This is a genomic window from Winogradskyella alexanderae (assembly GCF_020166335.1).
GTDB classification, from domain to species: Bacteria; Bacteroidota; Bacteroidia; order Flavobacteriales; family Flavobacteriaceae; genus Winogradskyella; species Winogradskyella alexanderae.
Window position 1 is genome coordinate 143971 of sequence record NZ_JAIUJR010000005.1, and the last position, 20328, is coordinate 164298.

The window sequence follows — 20328 nt, forward strand, 5'->3', positions numbered from 1 at the left end:
AATTTTAGGGGGCTTACCTGTATAGTGTAAAATGTCCAACAAACTCTTTATCGACATTTGGGTCATTTGTTTTAACAACAAACCAATAATCACCTGTTGGCAATTCTTGTCCGTTATATCTACCATCCCATACTTCACCAACTTGATACGTGGCAACCATCCGACCATATCTATCAAAAATGTCAAAGGTTAGATTTGGATAATTTTCTGTACATCCGGGTGACCATGTATCGTATTCGCCGTCACCGTTTGGTGTAAACCAGTTAGGAATGCAGATATCTATAAATTCCAATTCGATCTGTGCTTCAGCCACACAGCCACTGCTGTCTACAGCGGTAATAGTGTAAATACCTGTTTCTGTAATGATAAAAGAGGTTTCGTCTCCATAATCTTCACCATTCATATAAAAGGTATATTCACCTGAACCTCCTGTTGCATTGGCGATAATTTCATTGATTTCGCCTTCAGATAGTTGTAGTTCTACAGGTTCAAATCCTTCAATATCAAACAATGGTGTTGTTTGTTCACATCCATTTGTATGTCTAACAGTTATGCTATGATCTGGGCCAACTGGTACGTTGTTGAAAATGTTACTTGGTTGGAATGGTCCACCGTCCAGTGAATAATCTAGATCATCCAAATTGGAAATGGAGTCGTCTACAGTGACTGTTACTGTATTGCCTTGAGAGTTATCTAAACAAACATATTCAACAATGAGGTCTGGATTTATAAATACAGATTCTGGGAATGTAATATTCCACTCAGACTCACAGCCTTCAGCATCCCTGACATAAACGGTATGGTCTCCACCACCTAAGTCCATAAAGTCAAATTGTGACTGTGTTGGTAATCCTGTGGTATAAGGGCCGTCATAATTATCAAGACTAACACTATATGGTAGATTACCTCCAGCAATATCAATACTAAACTCACCGTTTGCATCGCCTGTGCATACTTCAGGATAGAAAGAATCCGGAACTATGCTTAGAATCACTTGTTCTGGTTCTGATATGGTAAAGTTGAACATTAGGTAACAACCCAATTCGTCTTGAACTATAATGTCATAATCACCAGGAGCAAGATTTTCGAAAATATTGGTTTCAAAAAATTGGTTAAGCTGTGGTGAAATAGCATACTTTATAATACCAGTGCCGCCAGTTGCTGTGATTTCTACTGATCCGTTTTCTGTTCCAGTACACGTAACGTCATTTATAGCTAGTGTTGCATCTAAACTTTCACTTGGTTCGGTAATTGAAATTGGAGCAGAGACAGCCGAACAATCTAGACTTTCAACTAAAACAACATAGTCGCCAGCTACTAGGCCAGTAAAATATCCTGGGAGTTCTTCATTTGCTGTAATAGCATTCCCATTACCATCTTGTAATGTGTATACGTAGTCTCCCAATCCACCTTGTGCAGTCGCTGTTATTGTTCCGTTGTCATCACCAGCACAATTAATAAATGGATTTGTTGATTCAAGAACTACAGTCAATTCTGGTAATGGATCAATTGTTATTTCGTTAGATATTGCAGCAACACAATTATTTGCATCTCTCACGTAATACGCGTATGTTCCTGGATTAACATCAATTGTTGTAGATGTATTGAATGTTCCTAATATGTTGGTAAAGTTAGCATCATCACTGTACGTGTAATTTCCTGTACCACCTGAGGCACTTAGTGTAAGTGTACTATTCGTGTTACAGGTTTGGGTACTATTGACTACGAGATTGGCCACAATAGGAGAAGGCTCAGCGATAACAATATCTAAGGACGTCATTGAACAATTAAGTCCATCTTCAATGGTGATATTATACATTCCTGCACCTAAATCTGTAAATATATTTGAGGTCTGCGGACCCGAGGAACTTGGTGTCGGCAATATAGTATTAAGTGTATATGTGTAATTACTTCCTTGGCCTCCTGAAACATTTGAAACGGTAATACTTCCGTTTTGATCACCAAAACATGCCAGTGTACTGTCACTAGCATTAAAATTGGCTGTTATAGGAGCAGGTTCTGATAACGTAATATTTGTTGAAGCAATACAACCTTCAGCATCCCTTACAGTAATAGTGTAATTTCCAGCTGTTAAGTCCGTAAATGTACCATTACTTGAAAATGGAACCGTTGCATCACCTGATAATTCATATTCATAGTCGCCCCAACCACCTTCGGCAATGGCTACAATAGTCCCTTGATTATTATCACAAGTGACATTCGAGGTTTCCGTTGCTGTTACGTTTAAAGTATCTAATGGTGAAGGAACAATAACATCAGAACTAGCACTACAAAAAGGGAAATCTGTTTCCGTAATCACCACAGAATAAGTTCCACCAATTAATCCTGTAATTGTTAGTGGATTAGTTGCCGTATTTGTATTAACAACACCAAATACAGAAGTATTTGTACTATCGAAAACTTCATAGCTGTAAGTTCCGCTATAACCGTTAACCAACAAATCAAAACTTCCTGAATTATCTCCAAAACAAGCTACCAAATTAGGTGTTGTTGTTATCGTTGAAGGTGTTGCTTCAGGTACCGCAACGGTAATATCGGTTGTACATGAAGTAACCGTATCTGTAACGGTTATGGTGTAAATATCAGCAGGCAAACCTGAATAAATATTTCCGGTTAAAACTGCAGTTGCAGGATTTGGGCTAATAGTATATGTGTAACTTCCCGATCCTTCTGTTGCATTGATAGTTATTTCCCCATCATTATTATTACAAGATGGACTCGCAGAAAGCGTTCCGTTTAATTCTACAGGAGCATATACATCAACAGAAACTAAGTTTCCACAACCATTAGCATCTTGTATTTCAATAGTATGTGTACCAGAAAATAAATTTGATATTGTTAAAGGGAATGCCTGTACTTGATATGCACCACCATCAATACTAACACTATAAGGTGCTATTCCTGGGGTATCTAGTGATACATTAATTTCAAAATTACCATCTGTTAATATACAATCATCCACGACATTCGCTGAGATAATAGGTGTATCATCTTGTGGTAATACCAAAACAGGACTGCTAACCACACAATTATAAGCATCTAAAACGTGTATATAGTAATTACCAGCATCTTGGTTAAATATGCTGGTGTTAGACCAGCCTGCATCTGTAGCTAATGGTGCTGTTGCAGTGGTGGTAATTTGATATTCATAAGGAGGTGTACCATTAAAACCAAATGCGCTGATTACTCCAGAATTTGCATTACAATTTGCGTTCTGATCAATACTTACAGATAATTCTAGTGGGAAAGCAGATTCGGTAATGTTAAATGGACTTGTTACTACACCACAACCAGCATTTGGACCTGTAGTTTCGGTTACTAACACATAATAATTACCAAGTGGTAATAGCCCTAAATTAGAAATTGTCAACGATCCATTAGCATTTACTGTTCCAGAACCAGAAATACCAGTTGAAACTTGTGATAAGGAATCAAAAATTTCGTAATCAACATTTACGGCAGCTCCGTAAATACTATTTATTGTAAAACTAACATTACCGTCAGCGCTTCCTGTGCATGTAATATTTTCTGACCCAACTGCACTTAACGTTAAAGTAGAGCTTGTTGGTATTGGAGCCGTAGCTGGCTCATAATAACTACAATTTGTAGATTGATCATATACGATAAAGGTATAAGAAACACCAGGTGTAAGACCTGTAAACGTAGCCGATTGACTGCCAGGTGCATCTTCTGGTATCCAAGATCCTGGTGGATTTGGATAAACCGAAATTGGGCCTTGGTAAATACTAAAGAAAAAAGGACCGCTACTAACCAGAGAACTTCCAATACTCACAACAGCCTCACCACCAGAAGCACAATTTACTGATGTATTGATATTAATATCTAAATCGGTAGGAGGTGAGGCCACTAATACATCCTGAACAAGGACTGAACAGCCGTTTGCATCTACTACATTAATTTGATATAATCCAAAATCGACAACGTCAAAACTTACCGAAGTTGAACCCGTAGCATTAAGTTCTGAGTTTGAATAGCCATTCGTTCCAGTAACAAAATAATTGTACGGTGCTGTTCCTCCAGTAACCGAATCTACGATCACCGACCCTTGTGAAACACCACTAATCGAGCAACTTATATCTACAGTACTATAGTTTACAATAATGGCATCTGGTTCGTTTATTATTAGCGTTTCAGTATCTGTACACGAATTGGCATCGGTTAAGGTCACGGTATATGAACCAGCAGGAAGATTTGATGTTTGCGTTCCATAATCAACTCCTGTTGAATCGTTAAACACGTTTAAAGTAAATGGTGGTATACCGGAAGAAGTATCTATAGTTACATCAATTGAACCGTTAGAATCACCATTACATAATATATCTTGACTTTGTGTAATAAGATCAATTACAGGAGGCGATAATGGGCTTATCGTAATTTCTTGGGATAATGCCGTACATCCATTAGCATCTGCTATTTCAAATTGGTAGGTACCATCAGTATTTGTTGTATAAGTAAAAGTAGGTCCAGTTGCACCTTGAGGCACAAAAGCACCACCATTAATTGATACAGCATAAGTATATGGTGAAGGACCCGAAATAGTTCCAGTAATTATTGCATCGGGACTAATTGTACAGTTTAAATCTTGAGTTAAAACAACATTTACTGTCGGTGTTGGGATTGGATCAATAGTATAAGATTCCACATAAGTACATCCATTTTCATCTCTAATTTGGAATGTGTATGTACCAGGTTCTAATCCAGAAAAACTATTCGATGTTTGATAAGGTGTCGAATTAATTGCTGGAGCAATAATTTGATATTCTATAATCCCTGTTCCTCCGATAACACTTGTTACTGTAACAGTTGAAGTGTTCGTTGGACATGTTATTGGTGTAGAACTAAAATCCATGTTTGTTGGAGGATTTATTGGGTCAATAGTAACGCTATTAGCAACGTAAGTACAAATATTTCCATCACTTATTGTAATAGTATAAGTACCTGGAGTTAATCCATTAAACACATTACTAGCTTGATAATTTACACCATCAATACTATACGTATAAGGCGGTGTTCCACCACTTACACTAGTAACTGTAATGGTTCCTGTGCCAACACATGAGAAATTTGATGTTAATTCGGCAGTTCCAGAAATTGCAGTATTTTCTGTTATTGTTACAATCTGGGAAGCTGTATAACAAACTGAACTACTAGATGTATATTGTACTACAACATCATAAGCCCCAGCAATTAAACCTGTAAAAACTGAAGAATTTGAAAAGTTTGTGCCACCATCAATACTATATGCGATGCTATGCCCATTTGGATTAGTAACATTGATAGAAATAGTTCCTGTGTCACCTGTTCCACCGCATAAAATATCTGTTGTTGTAACGTCATAAATTGGTTCTGGTATGTTATCAACGTTTATAGTCGTCGATGCACTACAGTTATTAGAGTCAATAACTGTGATATCATAAGTTCCCGCTGAAGTAACTGGGTAAACTGGATCTGTTTGAAAGACCGTAGTACTATTGATGTAGTAGAAATAAGGAGGTGTTCCACCCTCAGGATAAATCGTTATTTCTCCATCACTACAAGATAAAGGTGTTGTTAAGGCTGCAGTAACTGAAAGTAATGGTGGATTAATAATTGTTACATCCTCTGAATAAAGACATCCATTTTCGGATTCTACCGTAACCGTATACGTACCAGGATTTAAATTTTCAAAATTGTATGTATTCTCTAAAATTGGCCCAATACTATTAACAAGTGTCGTACCGTTGTAAATAGAAAATGAATATTGAGGATCGATATCATTAGCCGCTAATAATACACTTCCTGGTTCACCATGGCATAATGGTTGAACTACAGTTGCTTCTCCCGAAAATTCTCTATCTCTAATCAATACATCTAATACAGAGAAAATACATGGATTTGTTGGAACTCCAATTTGCCTAACATAAACTGTATAACTACCTGGTGTAGAGATCGAAAATATATTACTTGTTTGATAATTTGTTCCATCGAGACTATATTCATAACCATTTGGTACATCATTTACAATGATACTACCTGGTGTTGTACAGATTATGTCATTTGCCGTAACTGTTGGCTCTAAAAGATTTGTATAAACATTAAAATAGAATTGATTGAAACATCCTCCAGGATAGTTAATGGTTAATCTAAATTGACCGGCTGTATCCGCTAGAAAATTGGGCCCCGTAACAACTTCATTCCATGTGCATCCTGGGTCTTCATTAGCACAATCAGGATCTGTAACAGCCGCACAACTACCTTCATCTAACTGTTCCCAAATTATAGTTGTAGAATCGGAAATGTTAGTTTCAATAAACCTTGAATCATCACCACCACATAAAAATATATTTGGTAGTAATTTTCCATCATTAGGACAGGTAACAACCTCGTCTGCATAAGGAATAACAGGATTCGTCACATCACCACCAAATAGTTCTACTTCAAAAACCTGTTCAATAGATTGACAAGGTGCAATTGCTGTATTGAATGAGTAATAAGTACCAGTGGCATTTACCGTAATGGTCTGTGTTGTACCAATTACAGGAGAACCTGTTGGACTCGTAGACCAAGAATAGGAATCATAACCATCTGCAGCTGTTAATTCAACAGAGTCGCCACATAATATGACCTCTTCAACAAATTCACAGTCAAGATCGGCTAAAAAATTTGTTGCTTGAGGTGTCAATAGGCAACCAGTATTACTACTTAAACTTGGATCGTCTGTAATTTGAAATGTTGGATTAAAAAACCCATTATAAGTTGCAAAGGCTTGATTATTTATAATATTGGAACAAGCATCAGCAAGATCACTACAGGTATCTACAACCTGAACTTCAATTCTGATTTCGTAAACCGGATCATTTTCTTCTACGAGCGAATTATCAATATCAAAAACTAGTTCTCTTGTTATAGGGTCATAACTTGAAACAGTTACACCAGGTGGCAAAATAAGATCCGACGGATAGTTAAAAATTATATTTATTGGCAGAACATCTCTAATTTGAAAGTTCGTTGCATTGTCATTTCCAATATTTTGAAAACCAATGACATAATTTAAGGAAGCACCAAGATCTACCAGTTCACCTCCTATATCGTTACCTAAATCATCTTCAACAATTTTAGTTAGAACTATGTCTGGTTCTATAATTTCAACAGCAAAAGCAAAAAAGTATGGAAAATAAGTATCACCACTAGTTTCTAATGTTATTATACCGGAGGTTGCGTCGTTTGCTATAACTGAGTTGCCTGGATTGGGAACGGCAATAACACCAGTATCAAAACCGAGTGTATTGGCACTGTTTGGAACTCTATTATTAACAGGAGTGGCATCTAATCTCGTAACAGAACTATTAAAAAAATTGGTTGCAAGTCTATCTGCGGTAGAAAGGTTAACACCGTTAAGTAAAAGCTGATCTCCAAGAATTGGACTATCACCTTCCAATGTTGCGAAGGCGAAGTTTGCTCTTACTGGAGCAGGAGCAGGAACAGTTCTAAAACCATCAACAGGAATATCTAATGACGGATTAGCCCCTGGAACACTGATTGCACTGAAGCCATCAAAACTTGTAATAGATTTTCCAGGTAGAGTAGGATCTTCATAAACCACAAATAATGACCATCCTGCAGACTGACCTGTACCATTATATGGATTAAAAGTTGCCGTCTCTCCTGTAGCAGATGATACATTTGCAACGGTATAAGTCCCTAGATCATTTGTGAGCCCAGTTACAATATCTGTTACATTAGCAAAACAGGCATAAGAAAAACTATCGCCACCATCAACCGTTGTACCATTTGCATCATATATAATTTCACCTGTAATATCAAAGTAACCTCCTTCTGGCCCCATGAATTTAACTTCATTTATAGGAGCAGTACCTGGGTTTACTGCACCCCAATATAATCCGGCATAAATAATTCTATAACAGTTTGGATTGGGTATTTCCAAGTCTGCACTGGAGGAACTGAATGTTGTAGCATCACCATCAATGTCTATATATTGCATATCAACATTGTGGTTGTATACATTTAAATTATTAAATGGATTATTATCTGGGCCAAGAATATTATTACCGATCAATAAAATGTCCCCTTTTAAATCTTGATTGAATCTTGGTGTAAACGGTTCATAATTTTGGGCAAATGATTGAAGCCCCATTACAATCGTTGTAACTAGAATTAAAATTCTTGAAAATGTAGGTCTTTTCATGGTTCTTAATTTTTTGCTTTAGAACTATCTCAAGGGCTTAGACAGATTTAAAGTATTGCTTAACTATTTAATTTTCTATTTTCATGAGGGACATTTTTGTATTATATGGTCGGGATCCTTTTTGATTTAGCGCTTCGTTAGCCTCTTCAAGACTATCAAATTTGTCTGTATAGATATAATATTTACTTGTACTTACATCATAAAAGAAATCGACATCTTGTCTCCCTGAAGCAATTACTTTTTTTACAAAGTCATCTCTTTTAGCACTATTGCTGTGCACCGCTAACACCAAGTAGAATCCATTTTCTTCATTATTAATATTCTTTAGAATTTTAATGCTATTACCCTGTTCTTCACCAAAATCAAAATCACTTTCTGAGTATGGCGTATTGGCCAAAGCAGTTGTTTTCCTTAAATTATTTAAAGTTGCTCTGTCTTGAGCATAACGCTCCTCTTCATTATCATAGGCTGCTCGTACAATACGTCTTCGCTTCTCAAATTCAGTAGCAACTCTAATGGTCTCTAGTCTTGATTCTAATTGTGATCGTGTTTGTACGGCTTGCAATTGTTCTGCTTCTAATCGTTTTATTTTCTTTCGGTAGTATAACAAAACTGTCTCGTTAGTTAAGGTATCACCAATTTTGGTTTGTTCTTCATAAAGCGATTTCAACTCTGCTATTTTATCATTTTGCTCATTGATGATTTTGTCTAAATCTGCTTTGATCGCTTTTAATTTGTTATTCTCAGCAGTCACACTTTTGAACGGTCTAGGTGCTACTGTAATACCCTGTTCACTCAAGTCATTTTCTTCTTTAAGCGCTTTCAGGTCATCATCCTTGACATTTATTATAGTGTTAAATTCATTCAAAAGTCTGTCTTGTTCTATTTTGGATGCCTCTACTGTGGTGTCAATACCCAGCATGGCTTTACCAAACTCATCTTGTGGATTAGTTATTAAATTTTCTTTTGCCTTTACCTGTTCTTCTTGAAGACGTTTTGCTTCTGCTTCATCTTTCGCTTTTTGTTCGGCCAACAGTTTCGCCTGAGCTTCTGCTTCTTCTTTCGATTTTTGTTCGGCCAACAGTTTCGCCTGAGCTTCTGCTTCTTCTTTAGCTTTTTGTTCGGCCAACAGTTTAGCTTGAGCTTCTGCTTCTTCTTTCGCTTTTTGTTCAGCCAACAGTTTCGCCTGAGCTTCTGCTTCTTCTTTTGCTTTTTGTTCAACCAACAGTTTCGCCTGAGCTTCTGCTTCTTCTTTCGCTTTTTGTTCGGCCAACAGTTTAGCTTGAGCTTCTGCTTCTTCTTTAGCCTTTTGCTCAGCCAAAAGTTTAGCATGTGCTTCTGCTTCTTCTTTAGCCTTTTGTTCTGCTAACAGTTTCGCCTGTGCTTCAGCTTCTTCTTTTGCTTTTTGTTCTGCCAGCAGTTTTGCTTGCGCTTTGGCTTCCGTTTGTTCTTTTTGGGAAGGATTAATTTCATCTTCCTTGGCTAAAGCCACAATTGCACTTGCTTTTTTATCCGTATTATCTATTGGTTTTGATTTGCTCTTCTTGCGTTTTTTTGAAGCAGAGGTTGTTCTTGATCTTCTTCTTTTAGGTTTTGAAGAAATTAATCCAGCAATATCATCATCGCCACTGTAATCATAGTTCCTATTATTCTGAAATCTATATGCCAAAGTTATATCATGCGAAGGTCCAAAATTGTTTAAATCACCAACTGTAGTTTCAAAATTGTATTCAAGGGCAATTTGTGCTGTTAGATTAATACCAAGACCTGCAGATGGCCCAAATACGCTGTTATATCCTAACTGTGCCCAAATTCCTTTTGGTACAGTAACCATGGCTAGTGCAGATATGATAGTCTCTTCACTTCTGAATTCTGATCGTACAAGTCCGGAGAATTTTGCATTGTCAAAGAATCCTCGACTTTGCATATAACCAGTGTACATAACATGTGCTTGAATGCCTTGTTCTGGATTATTTTCAAGCATTTCTGATGTTTCTAAATTGTAAGACACTAGATTGTTTATAGATACACCAAAATCAAAAAACTCTGTACCATAATTTATACCTGGACTTGTATTTAAAATAAAGTTTGAAGGAACATTGTTAAGCGACGGATCACTAAAGTTAGTTACAACATTAGATGTGTTTATACCACTGCTATATGCGCCAATATTTAATCCGAATGTTAGATTATTCATTCTGCTTACACGTGTATTGTACGCAAAATTTAAGATGCCACCAAAGGTCCTTAATACACCTAAGTTTTGTTGAAATAAACTTAAACCAGCTCCAATATTTTCGCTAAATCTACCCGAGTAACTGGCCATGTAGGTGAGGGGAGCATCTTCAAACTGAACCCATTCGCGCTTATTATATAGGCTGATATATTTAGATTGCTCTCTTACGAAACTAAATGTTGGATTTAGAGCAAATCTATTAAAGGTCAATGAGTTTCTAACAGGCAAGTTTAAAGCTACTACACCGTCCGTTTCTTGAGCTCTAATCGATAGAGAAAAGAAAAAGCATATAAACATTATGACTAGTGTTACTCTCATTATTATTTTACTACCGTAATAGTTCCTTTCTTAGTTATATTATTCTCAGTGGTAATGATGTAATAAAAAACCTGATTAATACTATTTGTATTTAAATTTGTTTGTGGCCAATTATTTTGATAATCATCTGTTTGAAAGACTACGTCGCCTCGGTTAGACATTATCATTACAGTTGTATTTGTACCGCTAACATATTGTAGTGGCAAAACCCAAGTGTCATTGATACCATCTCCATTCGGGCTAATTACATTTGGGATGTTGTCCACGTCTGGAAATGGGTCTAATGCCTCTTCTACAGTAAATTCATATGTTTTTGAGCTGTTACAACCTGAGGTTTCAGTTATTGTTACTTTATAATCGCCAAAATCTGATGCTTCTATGGTATCGGTGGTTTCATTTGGTATAAGTTGGTTGTTGAAATACCACTCAAATACTGGGGAAATAGCATCGGTTGAAACATTTACAATTAAAGTTTCACCTTCTTCAATACTATTTACCTCATCAACATTAATAGTGCTGTTAAATAATTCACTAACTAATTCAATAGATCCTGAAGCCGAACAATCACCTAAGTCTACCTGCACGGAGAATGTACCAGATTCATTAGTCTGGTACTGCTGATTTGTTGCCTCTGGAATAATTTCGCCATTTTTAAACCACTGATAGCTTATACCGCCTATGGTACTCAAAGTTGTGTTTCCTTGTTCAGGACAAAAGGGATTACCTAAACTTGATGCAATTGTCGCATCAGCTTCACCTGAAGTTGCCTCGGTAATTGTTACACGATTAGAAAATGAATTTGAAGTACAAGACCCATAATTGGTTTCTACAAAATAGGTTCCCTCAGTACTTACGGATAGAGTAGGGCCTTCGGAAATAAATTCAGAGGTAGTAGGACTCGTTTCCCTAAACCAATTAAATGTAAGTGATGGATAATTTAATGGCGAATCATTATTTCCCGTTCCTGGATTGTCAATAGTTAATAGGTAACTACCACCAGTACAATATGCACCTGTTGATACTAGATTATTAATTGTAAATGGTGAATCCTGCAATTTATAATAAGCAGCAAAGTTTACTGAGCCAGAACTATTTGCGGCTGGGGCACTACTTTTTACCCTGAGTCTATAATTCTCTCCGGCAGTAGTTTCGGGTAGTGAAAATTCTAATGTTGCAGGAGATGTAATAAACTCACCAGGTTGTGACGTATAAATAATTATTGCTTCAGAAAAATCGCCATCTGCATTAGACATTTCGATACTAAATTGATTTGTTGATTCTAATGCACTTTCCGGAGAAAATACAAATGACAAATTGTATGTGTTAAATGACGCGTTAGCGCATGCTTGAGTAAAACCTAAATTTGGTGTACCTAAAACGACTTGAGCCTCTGCATGTTCTATAAAACAAATTAAGAACAAACAAAGACTAAGAATTAATTTATTCAGTGTTGAAAGGGTTAGCATAAGTAGGTTTGTAATTATTTCTCTATAAGCATTTTGTTTGAAATTTTATTCTATTCAATTGATGAAAATGGGGGCTTTAAAATTTCTTGATTATCTAAAATTCAAAATAGTTAGTCATCATCGTCTTCGTCGTAATCATTAGATGCAATAATTCGATTTATTCTTAGTCTAAAATCAGGATACTTCTTGTGATTTGATGCAATAAACGTTTCGGTATCTGGACCCTTAGAATATACATTGTTAAAGGCTCTACTACCATACCAACTCTCTAAATCGTCATTGTTAGTATAGCCATCTCTAAATATGTTTCCATTGCAGTTATTAAAATAGGTTCGAATAAATTCAATTTTGCGAAGATTCGTGTCATTAAGTTTGATGTCTTCGTCTAAAATAACCGCGGGACTAAAGCCTGATATTACACTTCTATCACTAACAAAAGCAACATCATTACCAACATAAATAGCTTCTTGAACCAAACCAACATTTATATCAGATTCTAAATCATTAGAAACATTCACTAATGTTAAGTTTTCTGCATTAATGTTTGTAAATGCTTTTGTTGGATCGGCATCTTCTTTAAAATCATAGGAAGACATATATAATGCTCTTGAACCATCTGGACTTGAAACATAGGGTGATCTAATGGCCAAGGAATTCACTAAATTACATTGAGCACCATAATTAAAATTAAAATCGTTTTGATTAGATCGGAACGATATCATTTTAACCAAAATTAAATTTCCACCAAGCACATTGTATGAATGTCCTTCACAGTAACTCACCATTACATTATAAAGTGTAGTATCGCTACCAACTCCAGCAAGCGTTAAACCACTCATATTACCATGGTCTTTTGAGCGATTTCCTGCAAATTCAATTCTTACATATTTAAGTATTCCTGAATTTCCTTCTGGATCTTCACCACCATAAACAATATCCATAAACGATTTTGGTTTTAATCCAAAATTTATAGATGATTCATTTCCATAAGTATTAAGAGGAGCATCGCCTAGAATAAAAATTCCTCCCCAATCCCCAGGCTTCTTTACACTTCTGTTTGAAGTAAATATTATGGGATCTGTTTGCCTTCCTTCGGCTAATAATTTAGAACCCTTACTAATTACAAGTGAACCTTTACTATTAAAGTCACCCATTATAACCGTACCAGGTTCAATTGTTAACGTAGCATTGTTAGTTACAAATACGTCACCAACTAACAAATAGGTATTGCGTTTAACAAGTTTAGTGTCTTTAGAAATTGTACCACTTAAGATTTCGGTAGGTTCCTCGTAGTCTTGCTTACTTGGTTGAAATTCTGTCCAAGTATCTAACCAATTGTCATAGCCAATAATTCCTTTTTCCTGTTGCGCAACACAGTTAGCAATTACAAAAAAAAGGACTAATGTGGTAATTGTAATTTTTCTCATAGTAGTTAAGTTCAGTTATTAAAATTTGGCGGCTTTTTAATAATAACCCAAACTTATACAATATACCTACGAAATACAAAAAATATCGATGAAATACATCAATATATAATGTTTTGTTTTAATTTCTTACAATAATATCATATTCTCTAGAATTAGAGTACGTAATTGAACTGATTTACCAACAAAAAAGCGTGAAATTAAAAAAACCTCCACTATAAAGCCGAGGTTTAATTACTAACTAAATAAAATCAAAATAAAAACTAATTTGTTTTGAAGTCGTCGTATGTATGTAAAGATTTCAAGGTTTCTTCGTAAAATAAAATTGCTGCGATTAGATCTGAAGTATCCGAATACGGCAATATTTTCTTTTGAAATTCTATAGTGCTATCAAAATATTCGCCAGATGCCTTAAGGTTATCTTCCAATGCATTTTTGTTTTCCTTTGTTTCTGGAATTCCTAACGATTCCATAGTAACGCCAGGTTTAGTTGCAAAAGCAATATTTGGTAAGATATTTACAATAACTTCTATGCGTTCAATATAGAGTGTTAGTAATTCACCTTTTGGCATATTATCTAAATCTGCTCTACTATGATATTTTGAAATACTCGTTTTACCAGCGATAATACTTTGGGATTTCTTATCCTTTTTTTGGGCAAAACTCATACTCATCATAAGTAAAAGAATGGCACTAAAAAGTGTAATTTTAGTTTTCATGTTCATGGGTTTGATTTGGACTTATTGAAGCAAATCTATATAAATAATCTAAAAAAACAAGAATTTTTAACGATTATTTTTAACACTTTAAATGCATATTTCTTAGATAAACTGCATTATTACTGGATTAAAAGCATATTTATTCGACGAATTACTATGCTGAAATTTCTAGAATTTTAGCTGATATTTTTACAATTATTGAGTAAAATTTGATTTGCTCATCACCAAAACAAATTGAAAAAGCATGCTATTTAACGATTAATTTTGCTAAAAAAATCATTTAATCGTAAATATTTGATATTCATATGATTTTTAGTGCTTTACAATTTAAATAGTAGAATTTTGAATGAACCCCAAATTCAACTGAAATGAAATCTACATTCTACTTATTTTGTATTTTCTTTTGTCTTAGCTCAGTAGAGACTGTTATAGCCCAGAACAATAACAATGCTGATTATTTAAAGGAGCATCCAATCAATGATTATAAAGAGGTCGCTCTTAGTAATTATGACACCATACCTGATTTTAATTCAAAGCAAGAAAAATTAATGCTTACTGGCACCATTTACCTTAGTGATGGAATAACACCAGCAAAAGATGTAATCTTATTTATAGAACAACCTGATGACCAAGGAAATTTTGATCTTAGGGAAGAAAATGATAAACGTTATGTGCGCCACAGTGGTTTGGTAAAAACCGACGCCGATGGTAAATACACGTTTTACACCTTTGTACCTGGTAATGACCGACGATACAACCAGCCACAACAAATATTTCCTGTTATTAAAGAACCTTTAAAGGAACCGTACGAAATAAATACCTTTTTGTTTGATGAAGATCCTTTATTGTCTAAACGTTGTAAAAAGAAGATTGCTAAGCAAAAACAATCAACCAGAATACTAAAGCCTAAAATGGTCGATGGTATTTTAGTTGCAGAACGAAATATAATATTAAACCCTTAATATCTAAGTCTACTTAAGTTAGTGCCCTTAACCATGTTGAAAAAGTCGCAATTATAAATTGCGACTTTTTTTATGCCAATATGCTTTCATGACCTGAGTCTTTTACGAAGAGACAAGAACTATTTGTCTTATTGGTCATTTCTTGAATGAATTGAAATCTTAGGTTAGGCTCCATACCAAAAATGTTCAGATCTGCAGATGGTGCCTTCTCAACAATTTCATTAAAGTTACCAACAAATATCTCCGTTAACGTTTGGGGCAATCTGGCAAGATTAACTAGTTTATTTAAAAACTCGACAGCATCAGTAACATCTTCTTCTTTTTCTAAAACGGTGATAAGTCTAATTTTAGCGTTCCAGTTCATTTTTAGTTTATAGGCTATTAATATAGACAAGTCTAGATTTCCAATATCCCAGCCTAATTCCCAATTGCCACGCCGATCGCTGACCCATACATTTATAATATTTCGTTGCCCTAAAAGCGCTGTTTTATGTAATGAGAATAGTAAAATACCTATTTCTAATCTTATTGATTCATGCATAACAGGCCTTAATTCATTTTCATAATCATCATGGTCTTGAAGATTTAAAAATATAATGTTTGGCCTAAAAAATGCACCTTGTAATGCCTGACTGCCATAATTAATGCCATTTGCAAATTCATTGGTATGAATTACCGTTGAAGATGAGAATACGCCTTTTTGTCTGAACGAGGCAGAAATATCGTCTAATTTTTCAGCCAGTGTGCTATGCTCGGTAAAAGGTTCAATACCTAATAGCTTTATGGAGCCTTTTGGTTTGGCTATATTTCTAAGGAATTCAAAAGTTCCTTTAAGCCCATTAACATCTCTTACTGGTACCATGAGATTCGCCTTCCAAGCACGCTGTTGCATCTTTTTCATACCCCAAGTGTGTTTAGCTGCCCATTCTGCAAATGAGACAAACAAGCCAGACCGAACGTCCTCAAAAGGAGTTTCTAAATTTTGCCTTGATAAATACCAATAAACTGTGAGCACAATCATAATTGAAATTAAACTTACAGTGGGGTTGATAATAAACATTGCGAAAATTGAGGAAATTAGACCTAACCATGGAACCCATCGTCTTACTTTAAAAATAGGTCTATAACTTATAAGGCCTAAATTTTGTTCAATGATTACCACAATGTTAATCATAGCATATGTAATAAGAAAGAACAACGTTACCAAAGGCGCAACAGCATTTAGATTTCGCATCAATAAAGTTAAGAATATAAGAATGCCTGTTACAATCATAGCATTACGCGGTTGTCCGTTTTTGCTTTGTCCAGCGAGTAATTTTGAATAAGGGAGCACATTATGTTCACCCATGGCAAAAAGTATCCTTGATGATCCTACTATAGATGCAAGGGCAGAAGAGAACGTTGCGCCCAAAATACCTGCGATAATAAGTGATCCAAAATAGGCTTTCTCTACCATTATGTAGTAGTCGCTGATTAGTTCTTGCTCAGTTGCACTTCTACTTATCCAAAAAGCCAATGCCATGTAAATGAAAAAACTTACTGCAATGGCCCATAGTGTTCCTTTTGGTATACTGCTTTTAGGATCTTTTAATTCGCCAGACATATTTGCACCTGCCATAATACCGGTGGCTGCCGGAAAGAATACTGCAAAAACTATCCAGAAGGAACTGCCACTAAATCCATTCTCTATAGACCCTTTAAAAGAACCCCAACTTAGAGATTCACTGATTGGTAGTGCCATAGATCCTTCATATGCGGCAATCACGATAGAAATGAGAGACAATATTATGATTCCCATAATAATAAATTGTGTTTTTATTGCAAGATTTGCACTGATATAGGCGATTACAAACAAAACGCTAAAAACAATTATGTCAACTAAAAACGCATTGTGATCTGGAAAAATCCCAAGCCAACCTTCTCTGAAACCAAAAATATACATTGTTACCGCCAAGCCTTGGGAAACATACCTTGGAATCCCGAGACTGCCACCAACTTCTAGACCAAGAGCTTGAGAGACAATAGCATACGCACCTCCGGCACCTATACGTATATTGGTAGTAATTGCAGACATGGATAATGCTGTACATAAGGTTATTAAAAAGGACATTATAATAATAAGCCAAGCGCCGAGTAATCCAGCATTGCCTACAACCCAGCCTAAACGTAAATACATTATTACACCAAGTATGGTAAGTAGGGTTGGTGTAAAGACTCCACCAAAAGTTCCGAATTTTTGTAAAGCTTTAGGTTCGGTTGTCATAAAAGGGTTTAGATAATGAATTCAATGTAGTAAATTCTATCCTAAAATAAATTAAGACCTAAGAATTTATTCTATTAGGGTTAATTAATTCTTTCAATAATAAATTTATAATCAATTCTCTTTAATGTATTCAATAATCTTTTTGTAAATTTAATAGCAACCAAAAATTATTTAAGATGGATACCACAACAATCAAAGCGTATGGAACCCAATCTCCTGAAGCTGACCTTAAACAAATTCAAATTGAACGGAGATCTGCACTGCCAGACGACGTTGCCATTGAAATATTGTACTGTGGCGTATGCCATTCAGATCTTCACTTTGCACGCAATGATTGGGGAATGACTCAATATCCTGTAGTACCTGGTCATGAAATTGTCGGTAGGGTTTCTAATGTTGGCAAAAATGTAACCAAGCACAAAAAAGGTGACTTAGTTGCCGTTGGATGTTTGGTAGATTCCTGTAGATCCTGTGATAATTGTAAAGTAGATTTAGAACAATATTGTCCGGAATGGGTTGGGACTTATGGTGGTTTTGATAAGCATTTACAGACTAATACACATGGTGGATATTCTCAAACCATTACGGTAGATCAGCATTTTGTGCTTCGTGTTCCCGAAAATTTAGATAAAGCAGGAATTGCACCTGTACTTTGCGCTGGTATAACAACGTGGTCTCCTTTACGTTATTGGAAAGTTGGGAAACACAGTAAAGTGGGTGTTGTTGGTTTAGGTGGATTAGGCCATATGGCAATAAAACTCGCGCATGCTTTAGGCGCACATGTCACACTCTTTTCAAGGTCTCCTAATAAAATAGAAGATGCTAAGAAATTAGGTGCGGATGAAGTAATAATTTCAACGAACGAAGGCGAAATGGAGAAAGCAATGGGTAAGTTTGATATTATACTCGATACCGTTCCTTATAATCATGACTTTAATCCCTATATAGCAACATTAAAAACTAATGGGACTATTGTCGTACTTGGCTATTTAGGACCTGTAGAGGCACCATTAGTTACTGTACCTATGATAATGGGTAGAAAAACTATGGCTGGTTCTCTCATTGGCGGTATTGCCGAAACTCAAGAATTATTAGATTTTTGTGGAGAGCACAATATCACCTCAGACATTGAAATAATCAAAATGCAAGATATCAATACGGCTTATGAACGGATGTTAAAAAGCGATGTAAAATATCGCTTTGTAATTGACATGAAGTCTTTAAGCTAATTCAATTAGAATTTGATTGAAGCATAGGTTTTAAAACATCCCATACTGTATTGGCTACGATTTTATGTCCTTCAGTGGTGGGATGAATACCATCAGGTTGATTTAATTCTTTGATTCCACCAACATCTTTTAATATAAATGGAATAAACGTTACATCGTTTTCTTTCGCCAGTTGAGCAAAAACCGATCTAAATTCCGAAGTAAAATCTTGCCCCATGTTCGGAGGTAATTCCATACCTGCCAAAATGATTTTAGTATTTGGATTTTTCTTGTTTACACTGTTTATGATGCTTTGTAGGTTTGATTTGGTTTCGGTAAGCGGTATACCGCGCAATCCGTCGTTTCCACCAAGTTCAAGCAGAAAAATATCAATAGGCTGTCTCATAACCCAATCTATTCTACTACGTCCACCTGCAGACGTTTCACCACTTAGGCCAGAGTTAATAACTGTGTAGTCTAAATTTAAGGAATCTATCTTTTGTTGTAAAAGCGCAGGATAGGCATCAGCATTATCTTCTAGACCATAACCAGCGGTTATACTATCTCCAAAACAAAGAATTGTTTTTGTTGTTTCCACCTCTTTATCAGTTTCTTTGTTTACGCCATTCAATTCTGTTTCAATGGATTTTTCGTTGTTTTTTTCTTCACCACAATTCAATACCATAAACGCTAAAAGAAAATAACAAAACTTTAAGACATTCTGCTTAACTGGAATTAGCGAAATAAATTGCAATTGTGTAATTTGACAAACTAACATATGACTAGAAAAAGTATTTAAGTCTATGACAAAGATATTAAAGATTAATGGTTTGGAGAAGACCTATCAGAGTGGTCAGAAACAACTAACCGTACTAAAAGATATCTCATTTGATGTAGAGCAAGGCCAGACATTTTCAATAGTTGGGCCGTCTGGCAGTGGTAAAACAACCTTATTGGGATTGTGTGCAGGATTGGATGAACCAAATGCTGGAACTGTTGAATTATGCGGGCATGATTTAAAGCGCATGAACGAAGATGAACGCGCGCGACTACGTAATAAAGAAGTTGGATTTATTTTTCAAAACTTTCAATTGCTTCCAACGCTCACTGCTTTGGAAAATGTTAGTATACCTTTAGAGTTACAAGGTGCTAAAAATGCAATAACCAGGAGCAAGGAACTACTAGAAAAAGTGGGATTGGCCGATAGAATGCATCATTATCCCTCACAATTATCAGGTGGCGAACAGCAAAGAGTCGCTTTGGCTAGGGCATTTGCAAATACGCCGTCCATTTTATTTGCAGATGAGCCCACTGGTAATTTAGACGAAGAGACAGGCGAAAAAGTCATCCAATTGTTATTTGATTTAAACAAAGAGGCAGGTACAACTTTAGTTATCATTTCCCATGATATGGAACTTGCCAATAGAACACAACAAATACTGCGCCTTAAAGGAGGGCAAATATTAACCAATCAGCGAACAGCATTAAATTGAAACCAACAATAG

General features: G+C 35.7%; 10 protein-coding genes. 3 read left to right on the forward strand and 7 right to left on the reverse strand.

From position 1 onward, the window contains the following. Nucleotides 1–13 precede the first annotated feature (13 nt). From LBU54_RS09040 to LBU54_RS09060, 5 genes are all read right to left on the reverse strand, one after another. Nucleotides 14–8227, reverse strand: coding sequence for a T9SS type B sorting domain-containing protein (locus LBU54_RS09040; protein ID WP_224528516.1), 8214 nt, complete (start codon nucleotides 8225–8227; stop codon nucleotides 14–16). Between the two features lie 67 nt (nucleotides 8228–8294). Continuing rightward, nucleotides 8295–10781, reverse strand: a complete 2487-nt coding sequence (locus tag LBU54_RS09045) for a PorP/SprF family type IX secretion system membrane protein (RefSeq protein ID WP_224528518.1) — start codon at nucleotides 10779–10781, stop codon at nucleotides 8295–8297. 2 nt (nucleotides 10782–10783) lie between these two features. Beyond that, a complete protein-coding gene (locus LBU54_RS09050; RefSeq protein ID WP_224528521.1) occupies nucleotides 10784–12247 on the reverse strand; it encodes a T9SS type B sorting domain-containing protein in 1464 nt (487 codons plus the stop codon). A gap of 110 nt (nucleotides 12248–12357) precedes the next feature. Then, nucleotides 12358–13674: a hypothetical protein gene (locus LBU54_RS09055; protein ID WP_224528523.1), complete on the reverse strand. Its 1317-nt coding sequence runs from the start codon at nucleotides 13672–13674 to the stop codon at nucleotides 12358–12360. A 260-nt stretch (nucleotides 13675–13934) separates the two neighbouring features. Next, a complete protein-coding gene (locus LBU54_RS09060; protein ID WP_224528526.1) occupies nucleotides 13935–14390 on the reverse strand; it encodes a hypothetical protein in 456 nt (151 codons plus the stop codon). A gap of 368 nt (nucleotides 14391–14758) precedes the next feature. On the opposite strand from LBU54_RS09060, the gene LBU54_RS09065 reads away from it, so the two are divergent. Further along, nucleotides 14759–15352, forward strand: coding sequence for a peptidase associated/transthyretin-like domain-containing protein (locus LBU54_RS09065; protein WP_224528528.1), 594 nt, complete (start codon nucleotides 14759–14761; stop codon nucleotides 15350–15352). A gap of 70 nt (nucleotides 15353–15422) precedes the next feature. On the opposite strand, the gene LBU54_RS09070 is transcribed toward LBU54_RS09065, so the two are convergent. Next, complete coding sequence (locus tag LBU54_RS09070; RefSeq protein WP_224528530.1) at nucleotides 15423–17615, reverse strand: amino acid permease; 2193 nt, start codon at nucleotides 17613–17615, stop codon at nucleotides 15423–15425. A 176-nt stretch (nucleotides 17616–17791) separates the two neighbouring features. On the opposite strand from LBU54_RS09070, the gene LBU54_RS09075 reads away from it, so the two are divergent. Further along, nucleotides 17792–18844 (forward strand): NAD(P)-dependent alcohol dehydrogenase, encoded by a 1053-nt coding sequence (locus LBU54_RS09075; protein WP_224528532.1) that lies wholly within the window; start codon nucleotides 17792–17794, stop codon nucleotides 18842–18844. A gap of 1 nt (nucleotide 18845) precedes the next feature. Here the strand turns inward: LBU54_RS09075 and LBU54_RS09080 are convergent, their stop codons facing one another. Next, on the reverse strand, nucleotides 18846–19508 hold the full coding sequence (locus tag LBU54_RS09080) for an arylesterase (RefSeq protein WP_224528534.1): 663 nt from the start codon (nucleotides 19506–19508) through the stop codon (nucleotides 18846–18848). Between the two features lie 118 nt (nucleotides 19509–19626). Between LBU54_RS09080 and LBU54_RS09085 the strand changes: the two genes are divergently transcribed. Next, nucleotides 19627–20316 carry an ABC transporter ATP-binding protein gene (locus LBU54_RS09085; protein WP_224528536.1) on the forward strand — a complete coding sequence of 230 codons (690 nt, stop codon included), beginning with the start codon at nucleotides 19627–19629 and terminating at the stop codon, nucleotides 20314–20316. Nucleotides 20317–20328 lie beyond the last annotated feature (12 nt).